This window comes from Nocardia sp. CDC519 (assembly GCF_059509835.1).
Window position 1 is genome coordinate 4773588 of sequence record NZ_CM183377.1, and the last position, 17499, is coordinate 4791086.

Consider the following 17499-nt stretch of genomic DNA (forward strand, 5'->3'; position numbering starts at 1 on the left):
GAGGCAGGCAGCAGCGGCCGACCGCGCGCGGCGACGACCAGCAGCCCGAACAACAACCAGCAGCGCGAGCAACAACCGGACCGCGCGGAACGACCGACGCACCGAACCGAGCCGGTACCGCGCGAACGTTCAGCCGGCCAGCGCGGTGAGGGCGGGCAGCAGCTGCTGCAACGCGCGACCGCGATGCGAGACGGCGTCCTTCTCGGCGGGCGTCAGCTGGGCGGCGGTGGTCGTCCCGCCGTCGGGGATGAACAGCGGGTCGTAGCCGAAGCCGCCGTCGCCCGCCGGCTCGCGGCCGATCGAGCCGGGCCATTCGCCGCGCACCACGATCTCCTCGCCGCCGGGCACCACGAGTGCGCAGGTGGAGACGAAGCGGGCGCCGCGGCGCTCATCGGGGACGTCGCCGAGCTGGGCGAGCAGCAACGCGTTGTTGGCGGCGTCGTCGCCGTGACGGCCCGACCAGCGCGCCGACAGCACGCCGGGCATGCCGTTGAGGGCGTCGACTTCGAGGCCGGAATCGTCGGCGACGCAGGGCAGGCCGGTGGCCGCGGCGCCGTCGCGGGCCTTGGCGAGGGCGTTCTCCTCGAACGTCGCGCCGGTTTCGGGCGCTTCGTCGTAGGCGGGGACGTCATCGAGGCCGACGATCTCGAGCCCCGCCACCCCGGCGTCGTCGAGGATGCGGCGCAGCTCGTTCAGTTTCTTGGCATTGCGGCTGGCGACGAGTACCCGGCGAGCCATCACTTCTTCTTCGGTTCGGCCGGCTCGGGCAGCACACCCGGGTACGGCAGCGCCAGCGCTTCTTTCTGGACGGCGAACAGCTGCTCGCAGCCGGCGAGCGCGGAATCGAGCAGTTTGTCCAGGGTGGAGCGCGGGAAGGTGGCGCCCTCACCGGTGCCCTGCACCTCGACGAGGGTGCCGGTATCGGTGGCGACGACGTTCATGTCCACCTCGGCGCGCGAATCCTCCTCGTAGGGCAGGTCAAGGCGCACCCGGCCGTCCACCACGCCGACGCTCACCGCGGCGATGGCGCAGGAGATCGGCTGCGGGTCGGCCAGCTTGCCCGCGGCCGCCAGATAGGTGACCGCGTCGGCGAGGGCCACATACGCGCCGGTGATCGCGGCGGTGCGGGTACCGCCGTCGGCTTGCAGCACATCGCAGTCGATGGCGATGGTGTTCTCGCCGATGGCGGCCAGGTCGATGCAGGCGCGCAGCGAACGCCCGATCAGGCGGCTGATCTCCTGGGTGCGGCCGCCGATCTTGCCCTTCACCGATTCCCGGCCGCTGCGGGTGTGGGTCGCCGCGGGCAGCATGGCGTATTCGGCGGTGAGCCAGCCGAGCCCGGTATCGCGCCGCCACGCCGGCACGCCCTCGGTGACGCTCGCGGTGCACATCACCCGCGTCTGACCGAACTCCACCAGCACCGAACCGGCTGGATGCGTAGTGAATCCACGGGTGATCCGTACCTCGCGGAGCTCATCGTCCGCCCGTCCATCGGCTCGTCTCGACACGAGGGTCAGCGTAGTGGGACAGGGCGACCAGGGGACGGCGGGGGCTCGAGCGCGTCCCACTCAGTGGTCACGCAGATGGGTCAGAGGTCGAAAGTCTCCCCCGGCGCCACCGCGTGCACGGGTCCGGTGAACTCCGCCTTGGCTTCGGCGATGACGTCTTCGCGCGAGGTCCACGGCGGGATGTGGGTGAGCAGCAGCTCCTTGACGCCCGCCTCGGCCGCGATCCGGCCCGCCTCGGTGCCCGAAAGATGAATGCCAGGAGGGCGATTGGCGGGATCGTGGGTCCAGGAGGCTTCCGCCATCAGAACATCGGCGCCCTGCGCGAGCTCCTGCACCTGATCACACATGGCGGTGTCGCCGGTGTAGACGAAGGTGCGCCCGGCGGCGGTGACGATACGGAGGCCGTAGGACTCCGGCGGGTGGAACATCCGGCGCGCGGTGACGGTGTGGCCGGGGCCGAACTCGACCGCCTCACCCTCGTTCCACGGACGCATGTCGATCACGTCGGACCAGTCGTCGCATTCGCCGCCGACCTCGGCCGAGGCGTTGCCGATGCGCAGCGAGGTATCCGACGGGCCGCGCACGATCGCCCTGCCGACCGGCGGCGTCGGGTGATAGCGCCGCCAGACCAGCAGACCCGGAAGGTCTAGGCAGTGGTCGGCGTGCAAGTGGGTGAGGAAGATCGATACGTCCCCCGGGTTGGCGTAGCGCTGCAACGCGCCGAGCACTCCCGGTCCGAAATCGATGACGACCGGCTGCATATCCGGGCCGGTGAGCAGGTACCCCGACGCTGGGGAGTCCGGGCCGGACACACTGCCCGAGCACCCGAGGACGGTAAGGCGCATCCCACCATGCTGCCACGACGAATTCTCGCTCAAGAGCCGATCCCCCAAAAAGCCGGGCCGCAGCCGCTGGGACCGGAAACTCGCGACGAGACCGGTCTGCGCCGCACGACGGTGTGGACGTTCATCACCAGAGAGTACCCAGCCGGCCCCCGCTCCACCCCATTCGAACGAAAAGGCGGGGGCGCCACAAGGTTCCGCAGCCGACGGGCGGCATCGCTCGGATTACGTGAGCCTCCGATAGACCCGGCTCGACGGCCGAAACGACCGGTGTCGGCACCTACACCGAGCTGAACAAGCCGCGCTCCGGCACTGTCGGGCGTCCCGTCGACGGCCTGGAGCCGGCCGGACCGAGCCGCCGAGGGCAGAGGCGATGCCAGGAGCTGACCCCGAACTGCCGTGGGCAGACACGATGGCCGGGAGCTGGACCCGAGCTGCCGAGGAAAATGGGCCGGGAGGCCTGGCCGGGTGCATCATCCGCGGTGCAGGAACTACTTCAGCGCGACCGCGGCTGGGCTCCGGGTATCGCGCGCTGCCGCTTGCGCTCATCCCCCGACAGCATCCAGGCCGCGAGCACACCGCCGACCGCGCCGAACAGATGTCCCTGCCAGGAGATCCCCGACGGCCCCGGCAGTACACCCCACAGCAGCGAGCCGTAGACGGCGAACACGATCAATCCGATGACGATCTGACCGACGTGCCTGCCGAACCAGCCGCGCAGGATGATGAACGTCAACCAGCCGAAGACCAGCGCCGACGCGCCCAGATGCACGGTGCCCGATCCGCCGGTGAGCCAGGTGCCCACCCCCGCGACCACCCAGATGATCGCCGTCGCCGCGAGGCCGCGGCCGATGCCGGAGACCAGGGCGAGGAACCCGAGCACCAGGACCGGCAGGGTATTGCCGATCAGATGCGCCCAGCCACCGTGCAGGACCGGGGCGTACAGGATGCCGGAGAGCCCGTCGAGCTGACGTGGTTCGATGCCGGCCTGATCCAGATCGACGCTGGAGACGGCATCGACACCTTCGATCACGTAGAGCGAGGCGGTGAAGCCGAGGATGATCGCAGCGGCCTGTGCCCACACCGCGCCGAACCGGCCGGGCGATCCCGAGGGCCTGGTCGGCGGTGCTGAGCCGGGCGCAGGTGGACGTGACTGCTGAGCCCGCAGCGCCGCGATCCGCTCGGGATCGAACGAGGCCCCGATTCCGGTACCACCGGTCACCGCCATCACCTCCTCGCGGCGCCGGACCCGGGTCCGGCACCGGCAACGCCGATCGCCGGCGGCGCTGACACCGCCGAACGCACCTTCGAGGGTACCGGCGACCTCAGGCCCAGAGCTGGCCGTCGAGGCGTTCCTCGGCCTCTTCCAGCGTGCCGTCGTAGGCACCGGTGGACAGGTATTTCCAGCCGCCGTCGGCGACCACGAACGCGATATCGGCCCTGGTGCCGGCCTTGACGGCCTTCCGAGCGACACCGAGCGCGGCATGCAGGATCGCGCCGGTGGAAATGCCGGCGAAAATGCCCTCTTCCAGCACCAGTTCCCTGGTGCGGCGCACCGCGTCATAGGGGCCGACGGAGAAGCGGGTGGTGAGCACCGACTCGTCGTAGAGCTCCGGGATGAAACCCTCGTCGATATTGCGCAGCCCGTACACCAGCTCGCCGTAGCGCGGCTCGGCCGCGACGATCTCGATGCCCGGCACCTTCTCCCGCAGGAATCGGCCGGTACCCATCAGGGTGCCGGTGGTGCCGAGACCCGCCACGAAATGGGTGATCTCGGGCAGATCGGCCAGAATTTCGGGGCCGGTGGTCTCGTAGTGGGCGAGCGCGTTGGCCGGGTTGCCGTACTGGTAGAGCATCACCCAGTCCGGGTTGTCCGCGGCGATCTGCTTGGCCATGGCGACGGCCTGGTTGGAGCCGCCCGCCGCCGGTGAATCGATGATCCGCGCACCGAACATGGTGAGCAGCTGCCGCCGCTCCACCGAGGTGTTCTCCGGCATCACACACACCAGCTGATAGCCCTTGAGCTTGGCCGCCATGGCGAGTGAGATCCCGGTATTGCCGCTGGTCGGCTCCAGAATCGTGCAGCCGGGCGTCAACCGGCCGTCGGCCTCGGCCTGTTCGATCATGCGCAGGGCCGGGCGATCCTTGATCGAGCCGGTGGGGTTGCGATCCTCCAGCTTGGCCCACAACCGCACCGGATGCTCGCCCTCCCACTGCGGGGACAGGTTGCGCAAACCGACCAGCGGCGTGTTGCCGAGGGTCGCGATCAGCGATTCGTACCGCGCCACGTGGGCCTAGCCTCCGGCGACGGCGGGCAGGATGGTGACGCTCGCGCCCTCGGGCACCTCGGCCTCGAGGCCGCCGGCGAACCGCACGTCCTCGTCGTCGACGTAGATGTTGACGTACCGGTTGAGCTTGCCGTCCTTGAGCAGCCGCTCCTTGAGCCCGGTGAAGTTGGCGTCCAGGTTCTCGATCAGCGCCGCCAGCGTGGAGCCCTCGGCCTCGACCCGCTTCTCACCTCCGGTCAACGGGCGCATGATGGTCGGGATGGACACGGTTACCGGCATCGGAGAACTCCTCGGGTGACAAACGAATATCGTTGGCGGTCAGTTGGTTTCGTAGCTGTCGACGATCTTCACCGGCTCCTCGGTGACCTCGCCGTCCAGGATCCGGTAGCTGCGCAGCTCGTGCCGCTCGGGATCGCGGGTGGAGATCAGCACGTAGTGGGCGTCCGGTTCGGAGGCGTAGGAGATGTCGGTGCGGCTCGGGTAGGCCTCGGTGGCGGTATGGGAGTGATAGATCACCACCGGCACCTCGTCGGCGTCGTCCATGGCGCGCCACACCTTCAGCTGCTCGGCCGAATCGAAGCGGTAGAAGGTGGGCGAGCGCTCGGCGTTGATCATGGCCACGAAACGTTCCGGGCGATCGGAGCCCTCCGGCCCGGCAATGATGCCGCATGCCTCGTCGGGGTGGTCGGCGCGCGCATGCGCCACCATCTCGTCGACGAGGTCGGCCCTGATCACGAGCACAATCGAACCCTTCCGCCTATCCGCACAGCCGTCACCGATCTGACACAGCCGTCAACGAGTGAGGATATTCGGGTATTCCGGGCGGGCTGAATCTGGCTCCTTCCAGCGCGGCGACCAGCGGGGATCGGTGGCCTGATCCGCTCAGGGGCGGGGCACCAGCGGCGGAGACGCATGGACCAGCCCAGGCCGAGCGGGGACGCCGAGATTACGGGCCGAACCGCGGCCGGCAGCCGGCATCGGTGACGGCAGGACGCGCGAAGGCGTCGACCGGAACGCCGGCGCAAGACCGATGCACCCGCGTCGGGGCGCGCTCCGGCGTCCCAGCTCGCGGCGAGCGGCTTCGGGCGTGGTGCCGGCGGTGACGAAGTATGCGACGTGCCGATCGGGCTCCCGACCGCTTCCACACCGGCGGGGTCAGCGCGGAAACAGCTCGGTGTACGACGGGATCCCGGCCAATGACCGGGCGGAGAGGATGGCGTCGACGATCGCGCGCTCTACGCACACGGCGGCCGCGGTGCAGAGCTGGTCCAGAACCAGCAGGTCGGTCGGGAACGCCGGAGGCAGCGGCGGAGGTTCCGGTGCGGTGGCCGTTCCCGTGGCGAGGACGAAGATGGTGTCGCCGTCGAGCGGGGAATGCGCGGGGCGGATGGCTCGGGCGAGGCCGTCGTGCGCGGTGGTGGCCAGGCGGCGGGCGGCGAGGGTGTCCAGCGGGGCGTCGGTGGCGACGACGCCGATGGTGGTGTTGAGGATCGTGCCCTTGACCGGGAGGGCATTGGCGACGGCGAGTTGTTCGGGGGTGGCGGGAGTCAGGCCGAAGTGATCGGGGCCGTCGGTGCCCGCGCCCCAGAGCAGACCCGTGCGCGGGTCGAAGACCGAGCCGACCGGGTTGGCCACCATCAACGCGGCGACCGTCATCCCGGCCGCCGGACCGTCACCGAGCACGATGCTCGCACTGCCGATACCGCCCTTGATCGCGCCCGCGCGCGCCCCGACCCCCGCGCCCACCGTGCCGCGTTCGAATTCGACGGCCGCCTCGGCGGCGGCACGATAGCCGAATTCGGCCGTCGGCCGAATGTTCCAGTCCCCCACCGGAAGATCGAAGATCACCGCACCCGGCACGATCGGCACCACGCGACTCGGATCGGCCGGGTCCATCGGAATCCCGGCGCCGTTCTCCTCCAGCCACCGCATCACCCCGTCGGCGGCCGCGAGCCCGTACGCGCTCCCTCCGGTGAGCAGCACCGCATCCGCCCGGCGCACCGTGTTCAGCGGATCCAGCACATCGGTTTCCCTGGTGCCCGGCCCGCCGCCGCGCACATCCACCGCGGCCACCGCTGCGCCCGGTACCCGGATCACCGTGCACCCCGTCGCCGCACCGGACCCCACGGTCGCCTCGTCATCGAGCACGTGGTGATGCCCAACCAGCACACCAGGCACATCGGTCAACGAATTACGCGCGCCCGCCACCGCATTCACGAGAACTCCTTGTCGCCGGTCCCGCCGCCGACGCTACCGCGCGTGCGGCAGGTGCGTCGCCGAGCGGCCACGCAACCACGATCACGCACCTTCGAGATCCGGCGACCGGTCGGCGGAGACCCGGGGAACGCTTCGCATCGCCGCACCGCCTGGACTGCGGCAGTTGACTCTTGATCAGCGGGTTCGAGGTTCGCGTCTTCATTCAGGACGCCTGCGGCAACAGCGTGTGCACGGCTTTCGTTCCACCGGATCGAGTGGACGCGCCGGCCACCGTCCGCGAGCGCTGCGGGACAGGTCTACGGCGCGAGCGCTTGCAGCAGCGAATCCTGCATCCAGGTCAACCAGTGATAGACGTCCAGATGCGGGGCGCGCGGATCGTCGGGGTCGAACTGTTCGGGCGTGTCGGCATCGATACCGAGGACTGCGCCCAGGGCGAGGCGGACATCGGTGAGGGCGGTGAGCCAGGCGTCGGCCTGTTCGGGGGTGATGATGATGCGGCCGCCGTCGGAGGGGCAGGTGTCCAGCACGACGGCTCCTGCGGCCAGTTTGGCGTCGATGATCTCGGGTTCGTGCAGGCTGCGCAGGGCACTGTTGAGGTCGGCGCGGTCGGCGTCGGGGGAACCCGGTTCGCTGCGATGGAAATCCGGCAGCAGGCGCAGCAGGCGCGGATCGTCGGGTGGGGTGGCGTTACCGGTGCGCAGACCGGTGAGCGCGGCGAGATCGTCGTCGGGGGCCGAGGAGGCTCGATCGGTGAGCAGTCCGGAGACCGCACCGACCAGCGACCGCAGCACGCCGGCTTCCCGGGCGTCCATTTCGGATCGCAGTTTGAGACCGCTCAGCGAATTCTTCCGGCTCCACTTACGCACGTCGCTACGGTAGCCGTCCGAGTCAGTCGTCTCGCTGCATGGTCGCCCACAGTCCCGCGGCGTGTAGCCGACGCACATCCTGTTCCATTTTGTCCCGGGAGCCGGACGATACGACCGCCTTGCCCTCGTTGTGCACCTTGAGCATCAACTCGGTCGCCTTGGCTTTGCTGTAGCCGAACAGCTTCTGGAAGATGTAGGTCACGTAGTGCATGAGGTTGACCGGGTCGTCCCAGACGACCGTGACCCACGGCCGATCTTCCGCCTCCAGGATCTCGGTGTATTCCACCGCCTCGGGCGTCGCCTGTGCCGACAGCGTCGCGTTCGCGGCGACCGCGACGGCGCCGACACGGGCCGCGTCCGTCCGATAGCGGGGTGCTGTATTGCACAGGGCCATACCGTCAAGGGTACGACGAGCACCCGGATACACAACACCCGAGCATGATCAATTCCGCCGTTTCGGCCGTGATATCCGGCTTGACTGCCTTATCATGCCGCCGCGGTTCACCCAGGTCGGGCGAGGGATTCGCGGCATCGTCGGCCCGCCCCACCGCCCCCTGCGCCCGGCTCCGCGACGCTGGGCGGGCGCGCAGCCCGCATTACAGTGACAGCGTGGATCGCCGCGACGAGGTCACCAGCACCGCACTGCTGACCGATCAGTACGAACTGACCATGCTCGCCGCCGCGCTGACCGATGGTTCCGCGCACCGGCAGTGCACCTTCGAAGTGTTCGCCCGGCGGTTGCCACACGGACGGCGTTACGGCGTCGTCGCGGGTACCGGACGGCTGCTCGAGGCGCTGGACGAGTTCCGCTTCGGGGAACACGAGCTGGAGATCGTCTCCCGGTTCCTCGACAAGAACACCGTCGACTGGTTGCGCGATTTCCGCTTCACCGGCGATATCGACGGCTACGCCGAAGGCGACCTGTATTTCCCCGGCTCGCCCATCCTCTCGGTGCGCGGCACCTTCGCCGAATGCGTGCTGCTGGAGACCCTCGCCCTCTCGATCCTCAATCACGACAGCGCCATCGCCTCGGCGGCCGCGCGCATGGTCAGCGCCGCGGCACGGCGGCGGATGATCGAAATGGGATCGCGGCGCACCCACGAATTGGCCGCACCCGCCAGCGCCCGCGCCGCCTACCTGGCCGGATTCGACGCCACCTCGAACCTGGAAGCGGTGCGCCGCTTCGGCGTGCCCGGCGCGGGCACCAGCGCGCACGCGTTCACCCTGCTGCACAGCGGCGCCGACGGCGCGCACGAAGCCGCCGCGTTCCGCAGCCAGATCGACGCGCTCGGCGTCGGCACCACGCTGCTGGTCGACACCTTCGACATCACCAAAGGCGTAGCCACCGCCATCGAGATCGCCGGACCGGAACTCGGCGGCGTGCGCATCGATTCCGGCGACCTCGGCGTGCTGGCCCGGCAGGTGCGCGATCAGCTCGACGAACTCGGCGCCACCAAGACCCGCATCGTGGTCTCCGGCGATCTGGACGAGTACGCGATCGCCGCACTGCGCGCCGAGCCGGTCGACGTCTACGGCGTCGGCACCTCGCTGGTCACCGGTTCCGGCGCGCCGACGGCCGGAATGGTCTACAAACTGGTCGAGGTGGACGGCGTGCCGGTCGCCAAACGCAGCAGTCACAAGGAGTCGCGCGGCGGCACCAAGCGGGCGGTCCGGCTGGCCCGGCGCACCGGCACCATCGTCGAGGAGATCATCTACCCGGCGTCCGGCGAACGGCCCTCGGCGAACGGTTTCGAAATGCGCGACCTGCTGGTCCCGCTGGTCCGCAAGGGCCAGATCCTCGATCAGCCGACACTGGCGGAAAGCCGCGACTTCGTCGCGCGAGGGTTGGTCTCACTGCCGTGGGAAGGCCTCAAACTCTCCGCCGGCGATCCCGCCATCCCGACGACGTTCCTTACCTGACCTGCGCGGCGGCGGACGAGCGGTCCTCGGCCACCGCACCTGCACCCCTGAGGTACAGGGCAACTGCCGCTCGATGGATCCAGCCGGAGGCACACAAGCGACACCGATTGTTCGGTAGTGCGCGCGTGACCGGCCCCCAGCGCCCGCCGAACCATGACGCCGTGGACGTGCCCGGTGATCTGCGCGAGGGCAGAATTGGGGTATGGGACGAGCTCTGGTGATCGTGGACGTGCAGAACGATTTCTGCGAGGGCGGTTCGCTGGCCGTCGCGGGCGGTGCTCGGGTGGCCGAGCGGATCAGCGCGCACGCGCGGGCGCACGCCGACGAGTACGCGGCGGTGGTGGCGACCCGCGATTTCCACATCGATCCCGGCGCGCATTTCTCCGACACTCCCGATTTCGTGGACAGCTGGCCGCCGCACTGCCGGGTCGGCACGCCGGGCGCGGACTTCCATCCGAACTTCGACACCACGCCGGTGCAGGAGGTGTTCGCCAAGGGCGCCTATGCCGCCGCGTACTCGGGGTTCGAGGGCGCCGCCGATGACGGCACGCCGCTGGCCGACTGGCTGAAGACGCGCGATATCGACGCGGTGGACGTCGTCGGGATCGCCACCGACCACTGTGTGCGCGCCACCGCGCTGGACGCGGCGGCCGCCGGATTCGATACCCGCGTACTGCTCGGACTCACCGCGGCGGTCGCGCCGGAGACCACGGAAAAGGCGCTGGAGCAGTTGCGAGGAGCCGGAGTGGAGCTCGAGGGCGCACTCGACAGCTGAGCCGACGCTATCGGCGGGTTATCGCCATCCCCGGCACGAGCCCGCGCGACCGTCGGCGGCTTGTCGGTGCGGCGCAGTAGGCTGCCGGGGTGCCCGAACTTCCGCCCGTACCGGCCCTGTTGTCCGCTGCCGTCTCCGCGCTCGGCGGCAAGGAACGGCCCGGTCAGGTGGCGATGGCCGCCGCGGTCGATCACGCCATCGACACCAAGGAACATCTGGCGGTACAGGCCGGCACCGGCACCGGCAAGTCGCTGGCCTACCTGGTGCCGAGCCTGCGGCACGCGGTGCGCACCGGGCGCACGGTGGTGGTGTCCACGGCGACGATCGCGCTGCAACGTCAGCTGGTCGATCGCGATCTGCCCCGTCTCGCCGAAGCGCTGTCGAAACCACTGGGCCGCACCCCGCAATTCGCGATCCTCAAGGGCCGCAACAACTATCTGTGCCTGAACAAGATCAACAGCGCGATTCCGGACGAGCCGGCCGAGGCCGAACTGTTCGACGCCTTCGCGGTCTCACGGCTGGGCCGTGAGGTGCAGCGACTCAACGAATGGGCCTCCGATACCGAGACCGGCGACCGCGACGAGCTCGCCCCCGGCGTCTCCGATCGGGCGTGGCGGCAGGTCAGCGTGTCCTCGCGGGAATGCCTCGGCAAAACGCGCTGCCCGTTCGGCCAAGATTGCTTCGCCGAGAAGGCCAGGGCCGAATCGGCGCAGGCCGACATCGTCGTCACCAACCACGCCCTGCTGGCCATCGACGCCATCAGCGGCATCCAGGTACTGCCCGAACACGATGTGGTCGTGGTCGACGAGGCGCACGAACTGGTCGACCGCGTCACCGGCGTGGCGACCGCCGAACTGTCGGCCGTCGCGATCACCGCCGCGGCCCGCCGCTGCGCCAAACTCATCGATGAACAAGAGGTGGACCGGCTCGAAGCCGCGGGCGAGGCCCTGCACGCCGCCCTCGACGAGCTGCCCGCCAGCCGCTGGGACGCCATCCCCGAGGGGATCGCCCCGGTGCTCGCGCTGGTCCGCGATGCCGCCTGGAACGCCCACACCGCGCTCGCCCCGCAGGGCAGCAGCACCCCACAGGGCGATGCCGATACCGCCGCCGCCCGCACTCGCGCGGTCGCCGCCGTCGAAGAGGTGCACGACGCGGCGGTGCGCGCGCTCGCCGCCTTCGACGAACCCGATCCGGCGGCCCGCCGGGATGTGGTGTGGCTCGCCGCCGACGAACTGCGCGGCGTCACTCGCCGCACCTTGCGGATGGCGCCGCTATCGGTGGGCGGGCTGCTGCGCAGCAGGCTGTTCGGCGCGGCCACGGTGGTGCTGACCTCGGCGACTTTGCAGATCGGCGGCTCGTTCGACGGGCTGGCCATCACCTGGGGCCTGCCAGCCCAGTCCGCGGGCCGCACCGATACCGCCACCGCCAACGGCGCCGAAGCCCCCTCGGACAACGAGACGGTCCGCTGGAGCTCCCTCGATGTCGGTTCCCCGTTCGACCACGCGAAATCCGGGATCCTCTACGTCGCCAAACATCTGCCCGCGCCCGGCCGAGATGGCCTGTCCCCCGCCTACCTCGACGAGATCGAACGCCTCATCACCGCCGCCGGCGGGCGCACGCTCGGGCTGTTCTCCTCCATGCGCGCCGCCAAAGCCGCCACCGAGGCGCTGCGCAGCCGCTTGGACACCCCGGTGCTGTGCCAAGGCGAGGATTCGACCGGTGCGCTGGTGCGCAAGTTCGCCGACGATCCCGAGACCTCCTTGTTCGGCACGCTCTCGCTGTGGCAGGGCGTCGACGTGCCCGGCCCGTCGCTGAGCCTGGTGATCCTGGACCGGATCCCGTTCCCCCGGCCCGACGATCCGCTGCTCACCGCGCGGCAGCGGGCGGTCGAATCGCGCGGCGGCAACGGCTTCATGTCCGTCGCCGCCAGCCATGCCGCACTGCTGCTGGCCCAGGGCACCGGACGGTTGCTGCGCAGCGTCGACGATCGCGGCGTGGTCGCGATCCTCGACCCCCGTCTGGCCACCGCCCGCTACGGCGGCTACCTGCGGGCATCGCTGCCGCCGTACTGGGAAACCAGCGACCCCGAGGTGGTCACCAAGGCACTGCAACGACTCACCGCTGCGGCCAAGGTTTGAGGTTCGCCCGCCGCCGGTCGCGCCGCCCGGCGTCGTCGAAACCCCAGACTGCGCTCACGGGCATTCGGATCGCGGGTTCCGTATCAGCGCACGTGCAGGCCGAATCCCGTGCGGCCGGCGGGTTCCAGGCCGGGTTTCAGTTGCAGGGCGGGTAGTTCGTAGTCACCGAAGTTCTGCCGCCGGAAGGGGATCGGCTCGGTCGAGGCCAACGTCAGCAGCCGCTGCTCCCATGCCTTGGCGATATCGGGAAAGTCTTCGCTGGGTAACCGGTCGGCGCCGTACACCGCGAACGGCGGCAATACCTCGATGCCCGGATAGAAGAGGATGCCGTGGTGGATCGGGAACAGCAGGTCGTCGATGGGGCCGTTGATTCCCCTTGGGCCGTAATGCGATTCGAGGCCGCCGATGGTCACCGACAGCAATGCCCTGCGCCCCGCCAGCGTGCCCTCGCCGTAGCGCTCGCCGTACTTGGTGTCGCTGTGCTCGCCGACGCCGTAGGCGAAGCGATAGGTGAACACTCGGTCGAACCAGCCCTTGAGGATGGCCGGCATCGAATACCACCACAGCGGGAACTGGAAGATGATCGTGTCGGCCCACAGCAGTTTGTCCTGCTCGGCGCGCACATCGGGGGTGAGCAGGCCGGATCCGAAAGCCCGCCCCGAGTCCCCGGCCACCCGCAGCGGCGACGAGGCGGCGGGGCCGTAATCGGCGGCGTCAACGTTGGCTTTCCAGTTCATCGCGTACAGGTCGCTCACCCGCACCTCGTGCCCGGCGGTCTCCAGCGTGTCCACCGCGAGATCCTTCAGCGCGCTGTTGAGCGAGTTCGGTTCGGGGTGGGCGTGGACGATCAGCGTCTTCATGGGAGCTCCTATCGGATCGGATGAGTTCGATCCTGAGCGCTGGGAAGCTCCGCATTCAGGGGCGCCGCGACCGTCGGACGGGACTTCCTGGTATCGACAGGACCACGTTCGCGGGCGCGGCCGCGGCCATACTGGGGGCCATGGACGATCTCGCCGGCTTCCTGCGGACCAGGCGCTCCCGGGTGGATCCGGCCGACGTCGGCATCCCCGCCGACCGCCGCCGCCGGGTCGAAGGGTTGCGCCGCGAAGAGGTCGCGCATCTGTCGGGAGTGAGCGTCGACTACTACGTCCGCCTCGAACAGGGCCGCGCCACCCAGCCCTCCGAGCAGATCCTCGACGCCCTCGCCCGGGTGCTCGGCCTGGACGAGACCGAACGCGAGCATCTCTACCGCCTCGCCCGCCAACGCCGCCGCCGCGCGAAGGTCCCCGCGGCCCGGGTGCGCCCGGAGCTGCTGGGGTGCTCGACCTGGTCGCCGGCGCACCCGCGCTGATCATGGACCACCGCCTGGACGTGCTCGCGGGAAACCGTCTCGCCGAACTGCTCTACGGCCGGCCGCTGAAGGGCATGAACACCGCACGGCACATCTTCCTCGAGGAAGACCACCGCGGTCTGTACGCGGACTGGGAGACCTGCACCCTCGACGCCGTCGGTCACCTGCGCCTGGCCGTAGGCAAATACCCCGACGACCCGCGCCTGGCCTCGCTCATCGGCGAGCTGGCGATGGGCAGCGAACGCTTCCGCAAGCTCTGGGCCCGCGCCGACGTGCGCGCCCGCACCCACGGCCGCAAGGCCTACCGCCACCCGCTGGTCGGGCTGCTCGAACTACACCAGGAAAACTTCGCACTCCCCGACGAATCGGGCATGGAACTCCTGGTACTGACCGCCGAACCGAACAGCCCGACCGAAGACGGCCTGCGGCTGCTCGCCGGGTTGGGCGCGGACCACACCGCCGCGCAACCCGGCGCAAACGACGAGGCCCGCACCGCAGCCGACAACACCGGCCCGGCACCGCGAAAGCGCCCAGACTGACGGGCACCGCCCCGGCCCCCAGCGCTGTTTGGCACCGACATGGGCGGCCGTCCCAGACTGACCCAGCAGCATCGCGATGTCCCGGCGGTCGCCCGGCAGCGCGGCGGGCGGCTACGTAGCGCGACGACCAACTACCCGGCAGCCGGACAGCCTGGCAACGGGCGCGGCGGCCACGCAGCGGAGCGGCCCTGGAAGCCGTCGTGGCTAGCCAGCGTGGCAGCCCGACGGCGGGGCGGGCCAGTAGCGCGGTGGGCGGGCCAGTAGCGCGACGCTGACCCGGCAGCGGGGCGGCCTGGCAGCGGGCGTGGCGCCGTGGCAGCCCGGCGCGGGGCCGACGCGCAGCCTGATCGGCCCGGTAACCGGGTGGCGCCGTGGCGGTTCCGCGAACCGCGGCCCGTCGATCCCGCAGCCCGGCGGCGTGGCAGCCCAGCGCGTCGCAGGCGCGGCGACGCGCAGCCTCGTCGGCCCGGCAACCAGGCAGCGCGGCAGCCCGGCGGCGCGGCAGCCCGGCGGCGCGGCGGCCCGGCGCGTCGCAGGCGCGGCGACGCGCAGCCTCGTCGGCCCGGCAACCAGGCAGCGCGGCAACCAGGCAGCGCGGGAGCCCGGCGGCGCGGCGGACCAGCGCGGCGGCCCGGCGGCGGGCCGTGGGATCCGGGCCAAGGCGCCCTCCCGGGCCACGCCGGTGACCACCGCAGAACTACGGCCACGCCGAATTCCCTACTCCCGCACCGCCACCGCGTCCACCTCGAACAGCATCCCCGGCAGCGCGAGCGCCGCGACGCCGGTCAGCGTCTGCGTGGGCGGTTGCTTGCCCCAGATCTCGGCGATCTTCTCGCCGAGCACCGCCAGCTTGGGCAGGTCGTGGTCGACGATGTGGGTGCGCAGTTGGGCGACGTCAGCGTAGTCCAGTCCCACCGAGCGCAACGCGATGCCGAGGTTGGTGAACGCCCGGTCGACCTGCGCGCCGAAATCTTCGCTCGTGGTGTGGCCTTCGGCGTCGGAATCGTATTGGCCTGCGATGAAGACCAGTTCGCCGCGTACGCGCGCGACGTGGCTGTAGCCGAATCCGGTCGGGTCGTGCAGGCCGTCGGGGTTGCTGATCTCGATGCTCACCATCGTCTCCTTCGTCATTGTCGGGTCGACGTGGAGATGACGACGCGGCGCCTGCGGGTGTGACATCGTCTGCGCGGCCGGGTTCAGGACAGCGGCAGCGACTTCCACCAGTCCATGAATTCCTCCGGGGTCTTGAACTTCCCGGTGGTGTAGAGCAGGTACGGTGCACGGTCGGCGATCGGGAAGCCGCTGACCATGGAATGTTCCTTCGGGTCTTTGCCCGCGAGGTGGTAGTTCTCGTAGATCACCGAGCCGTTGACGTCGCTGGTGATATCCATCGGTTTCAGCCCGTCGAGCACCTGCTGAACGTCGTGTCCGTCTTCGTATTTCATCAGGTAGTAGTCGGTGCGGCCGTCGTAGCAGTGCCAGGCCCCGGACCATTCGCCGAAATCGGGCCCGTCGGCGCTCTGCCCCTTCCACAGTTCGCGTCCTCGGGAGGGGTCCTGCGATATGCAGGTGTGGCCGTCGAACCCGAGGGCGAGATCACTGTCGGGCACCATCTCCGGGAATTCTTCGCTGATCGCCTGGATCGCCGTCGGCCCGCCCTTCTCGGGGAGGTTCGCGACGACAACGGCGACCAGCACGGCGACGATCGCGAGGGCCGCCGCCGCCGACAACCCGATGACGAGCCATTTACGTGAACGCACCGCGTCGACCGACGGCCTCGGCGATGCCGCGCCCGTCGTCGCCGAGGCCCGGCCCGGCGCGGCCGCGGCAGGTCCCGTCGTACTCCGGCCCCCTGCTTGCGGCCCGGGCGCGCTGGTCGGTCCACCCGTATGCCGCATGCCCGCACCGACGGGCCGAGCCTGCGTGTACGGCTGCGCCGGTGTATGTGGTTGTGCCGCGATCGGCTGCCCGTGTCCGGTCGCCATCGGTGCCTGCATGGCCCCCGCCGCCCGCACATACGGACCCGACGGATACGCATGCGGCCCCGACGGGTACGCCCCGCCCACCCGCGCATGTGGCCCCGACGGATGCGCCCCACCCGACACCGCCGCCCGCACCGCGTCCGCGAATTCGGCGCAGCTGCCGAACCTTTCATCCGGCCGCTTCGCCAGCGCCCGCGCCATCACCGCGTCGAGCGCAACGGGTAGTCCGTGTCGGACGCTGCTCATGGCCGGCGGCTGATGCTGGAGGTGGCCCTGGATCACGGCCACCGGATGCGGTGACGAGAACGGGGCGGTACCGGTCAGCATCCAGAACAGGCTGCATGCCAGCGAATACTGATCGGTGCGGTGATCGAGCGGTGCCCCGGTGAGTTGTTCGGGCGAGGCGTAGGCGATGGTGGCGGTGAAGGAGCCGGTCTGGGTGAGGTGGCCGCCGTCGTCGCGCAGGCGGGCGATGCCGAAATCGGTGAGGTAGACCCGTTCGGGCCCGGTGTGCGCGTTGGACAGCAGGATGTTGGCCGGTTTCACATCGCGGTGCAGCACGCCCATGCTGTGCGCGAAGTCCAGCGCCTGCGCGGTCTCGGCGATGATCTGCACCGCCCGCAGCACCGGCAGCGTGTTCGGATCCAGCGACGCGGCGTCGACACCGTCGATGTACTGCATGGAAATCCACAGCTGGCCGTCCTCGGCGCCGCGGTCGTAGACGGTGACGATGTTCGGATGGTCGAGCTGGGCGGCCAGATCGGCCTCGCGTTCGAACCGCGCCCGGGTCTCCTTGTCGTCGAACAGGTCCGGATTCAGCAGTTTGAGCGCAGTGCGCCGGGGCAGTCGCGGATGTTTCGCGAGGTAGACCGAGCCCATCCCGCCGCGGCCGAGTCGGCGTTCGATCTGATATCCGGCGAAGACCGAACCCGGTTGCACCTGCGGCCCTCCTAGTCCGATCTGTCGAGCACGCCGATCCTATCGGGCGGGCCCCGCCCTGCCCCGCCCGCCTGCGCGTGCTCCCGAAAACACCGATGCGGCGCGGTGATCGCATCACCGCGCCGCATCCGCAT

General features: G+C 70.1%; 18 protein-coding genes. 5 read left to right on the top strand and 13 right to left on the bottom strand.

What is annotated here, in order from left to right; all coding sequences use genetic code 11:
• Positions 1 to 129: 129 nt before the first annotated feature.
• The 10 genes from rdgB to clpS form a co-directional block, all read right to left on the bottom strand.
• A complete protein-coding gene (gene rdgB / locus AC5W7N_RS21405) occupies positions 130 to 738 on the bottom strand; it encodes an RdgB/HAM1 family non-canonical purine NTP pyrophosphatase (RefSeq protein WP_163817626.1) in 609 nt (202 codons plus the stop codon).
• On the bottom strand, positions 738 to 1508 hold the full coding sequence (gene rph, locus AC5W7N_RS21410; protein WP_104362029.1) for a ribonuclease PH: 771 nt from the start codon (positions 1506 to 1508) through the stop codon (positions 738 to 740). The genes rdgB and rph overlap by 1 nt, the downstream gene beginning before the upstream one ends.
• 80 nt (positions 1509 to 1588) lie before the next feature.
• A complete protein-coding gene (locus tag AC5W7N_RS21415) occupies positions 1589 to 2353 on the bottom strand; it encodes a cyclic nucleotide-degrading phosphodiesterase (RefSeq protein ID WP_163817624.1) in 765 nt (254 codons plus the stop codon).
• Positions 2354 to 2846: 493 nt separating this feature from the next.
• Complete coding sequence (locus AC5W7N_RS21420) at positions 2847 to 3578, bottom strand: rhomboid family intramembrane serine protease (protein ID WP_228806150.1); 732 nt, start codon at positions 3576 to 3578, stop codon at positions 2847 to 2849.
• Between the two features lie 97 nt (positions 3579 to 3675).
• Positions 3676 to 4638 carry a PLP-dependent cysteine synthase family protein gene (locus AC5W7N_RS21425; RefSeq protein ID WP_163817621.1) on the bottom strand — a complete coding sequence of 321 codons (963 nt, stop codon included), beginning with the start codon at positions 4636 to 4638 and terminating at the stop codon, positions 3676 to 3678.
• Between the two features lie 6 nt (positions 4639 to 4644).
• On the bottom strand, positions 4645 to 4917 hold the full coding sequence (locus tag AC5W7N_RS21430) for a MoaD/ThiS family protein (protein ID WP_163817619.1): 273 nt from the start codon (positions 4915 to 4917) through the stop codon (positions 4645 to 4647).
• Positions 4918 to 4956: 39 nt separating this feature from the next.
• Positions 4957 to 5379, bottom strand: a complete 423-nt coding sequence (locus tag AC5W7N_RS21435; protein WP_014349442.1) for a M67 family metallopeptidase — start codon at positions 5377 to 5379, stop codon at positions 4957 to 4959.
• Between the two features lie 414 nt (positions 5380 to 5793).
• Positions 5794 to 6855, bottom strand: coding sequence for a P1 family peptidase (locus AC5W7N_RS21440; RefSeq protein WP_195007207.1), 1062 nt, complete (start codon positions 6853 to 6855; stop codon positions 5794 to 5796).
• 296 nt (positions 6856 to 7151) lie between these two features.
• Complete coding sequence (aosR, locus tag AC5W7N_RS21445) at positions 7152 to 7799, bottom strand: oxidative stress transcriptional regulator AosR (RefSeq protein ID WP_178128428.1); 648 nt, start codon at positions 7797 to 7799, stop codon at positions 7152 to 7154.
• On the bottom strand, positions 7744 to 8115 hold the full coding sequence (gene clpS / locus AC5W7N_RS21450; RefSeq protein WP_036533908.1) for an ATP-dependent Clp protease adapter ClpS: 372 nt from the start codon (positions 8113 to 8115) through the stop codon (positions 7744 to 7746). The genes aosR and clpS overlap by 56 nt, the downstream gene beginning before the upstream one ends.
• 215 nt (positions 8116 to 8330) lie before the next feature.
• On the opposite strand from clpS, the gene AC5W7N_RS21455 reads away from it, so the two are divergent.
• The 3 genes from AC5W7N_RS21455 (at position 8331) to AC5W7N_RS21465 (ending at position 12554) form a co-directional block, all read left to right on the top strand.
• Positions 8331 to 9641 (top strand): nicotinate phosphoribosyltransferase, encoded by a 1311-nt coding sequence (locus AC5W7N_RS21455; RefSeq protein WP_163817613.1) that lies wholly within the window; start codon positions 8331 to 8333, stop codon positions 9639 to 9641.
• Between the two features lie 202 nt (positions 9642 to 9843).
• A complete protein-coding gene (locus tag AC5W7N_RS21460) occupies positions 9844 to 10416 on the top strand; it encodes an isochorismatase family protein (protein WP_163817611.1) in 573 nt (190 codons plus the stop codon).
• An 89-nt stretch (positions 10417 to 10505) separates the two neighbouring features.
• Positions 10506 to 12554 (top strand): ATP-dependent DNA helicase, encoded by a 2049-nt coding sequence (locus AC5W7N_RS21465; protein ID WP_163817609.1) that lies wholly within the window; start codon positions 10506 to 10508, stop codon positions 12552 to 12554.
• An 83-nt stretch (positions 12555 to 12637) separates the two neighbouring features.
• On the opposite strand, the gene AC5W7N_RS21470 is transcribed toward AC5W7N_RS21465, so the two are convergent.
• Complete coding sequence (locus AC5W7N_RS21470; RefSeq protein WP_495922062.1) at positions 12638 to 13414, bottom strand: NAD(P)H-dependent oxidoreductase; 777 nt, start codon at positions 13412 to 13414, stop codon at positions 12638 to 12640.
• A gap of 140 nt (positions 13415 to 13554) precedes the next feature.
• Between AC5W7N_RS21470 and AC5W7N_RS21475 the strand changes: the two genes are divergently transcribed.
• Both AC5W7N_RS21475 and AC5W7N_RS21480 read left to right on the top strand, forming a co-directional pair.
• The gene (locus AC5W7N_RS21475; RefSeq protein WP_495922063.1) at positions 13555 to 13905 is read left to right on the top strand and encodes a helix-turn-helix domain-containing protein; all 351 of its coding nucleotides are present in this window, start codon (positions 13555 to 13557) and stop codon (positions 13903 to 13905) included.
• Complete coding sequence (locus AC5W7N_RS21480; RefSeq protein ID WP_495922064.1) at positions 13872 to 14444, top strand: MmyB family transcriptional regulator; 573 nt, start codon at positions 13872 to 13874, stop codon at positions 14442 to 14444. Before AC5W7N_RS21475 ends, AC5W7N_RS21480 begins: the two co-directional genes overlap by 34 nt.
• A gap of 717 nt (positions 14445 to 15161) precedes the next feature.
• Here AC5W7N_RS21480 and AC5W7N_RS21485 read toward each other — a convergent pair.
• Positions 15162 to 15557 carry a RidA family protein gene (locus AC5W7N_RS21485; RefSeq protein WP_495922065.1) on the bottom strand — a complete coding sequence of 132 codons (396 nt, stop codon included), beginning with the start codon at positions 15555 to 15557 and terminating at the stop codon, positions 15162 to 15164.
• Between the two features lie 83 nt (positions 15558 to 15640).
• A complete protein-coding gene (locus AC5W7N_RS21490) occupies positions 15641 to 17305 on the bottom strand; it encodes a serine/threonine protein kinase (protein ID WP_495924164.1) in 1665 nt (554 codons plus the stop codon).
• Positions 17306 to 17499 lie beyond the last annotated feature (194 nt).

Excerpts from the sequence above, each read along its gene's own strand:
- rdgB (WP_163817626.1), bottom strand. The coding sequence starts at position 738 with ATGGCTCGCCGGGTACTCGTCGCCAGCCGCAATGCCAAGAAACTGAAC.
- AC5W7N_RS21415 (WP_163817624.1), bottom strand. The coding sequence starts at position 2,353 with ATGCGCCTTACCGTCCTCGGGTGCTCGGGCAGTGTGTCCGGCCCGGAC.
- AC5W7N_RS21420 (WP_228806150.1), bottom strand. The coding sequence starts at position 3,578 with ATGGCGGTGACCGGTGGTACCGGAATCGGGGCCTCGTTCGATCCCGAG.
- AC5W7N_RS21430 (WP_163817619.1), bottom strand. The coding sequence starts at position 4,917 with ATGCCGGTAACCGTGTCCATCCCGACCATCATGCGCCCGTTGACCGGA.
- aosR (WP_178128428.1), bottom strand. The coding sequence starts at position 7,799 with ATGTGCGTCGGCTACACGCCGCGGGACTGTGGGCGACCATGCAGCGAG.
- clpS (WP_036533908.1), bottom strand. The coding sequence starts at position 8,115 with ATGGCCCTGTGCAATACAGCACCCCGCTATCGGACGGACGCGGCCCGT.
- AC5W7N_RS21460 (WP_163817611.1), top strand. The coding sequence starts at position 9,844 with ATGGGACGAGCTCTGGTGATCGTGGACGTGCAGAACGATTTCTGCGAG.
- AC5W7N_RS21470 (WP_495922062.1), bottom strand. The coding sequence starts at position 13,414 with ATGAAGACGCTGATCGTCCACGCCCACCCCGAACCGAACTCGCTCAAC.
- AC5W7N_RS21475 (WP_495922063.1), top strand. The coding sequence starts at position 13,555 with ATGGACGATCTCGCCGGCTTCCTGCGGACCAGGCGCTCCCGGGTGGAT.
- AC5W7N_RS21490 (WP_495924164.1), bottom strand. The coding sequence starts at position 17,305 with ATGGGCTCGGTCTACCTCGCGAAACATCCGCGACTGCCCCGGCGCACT.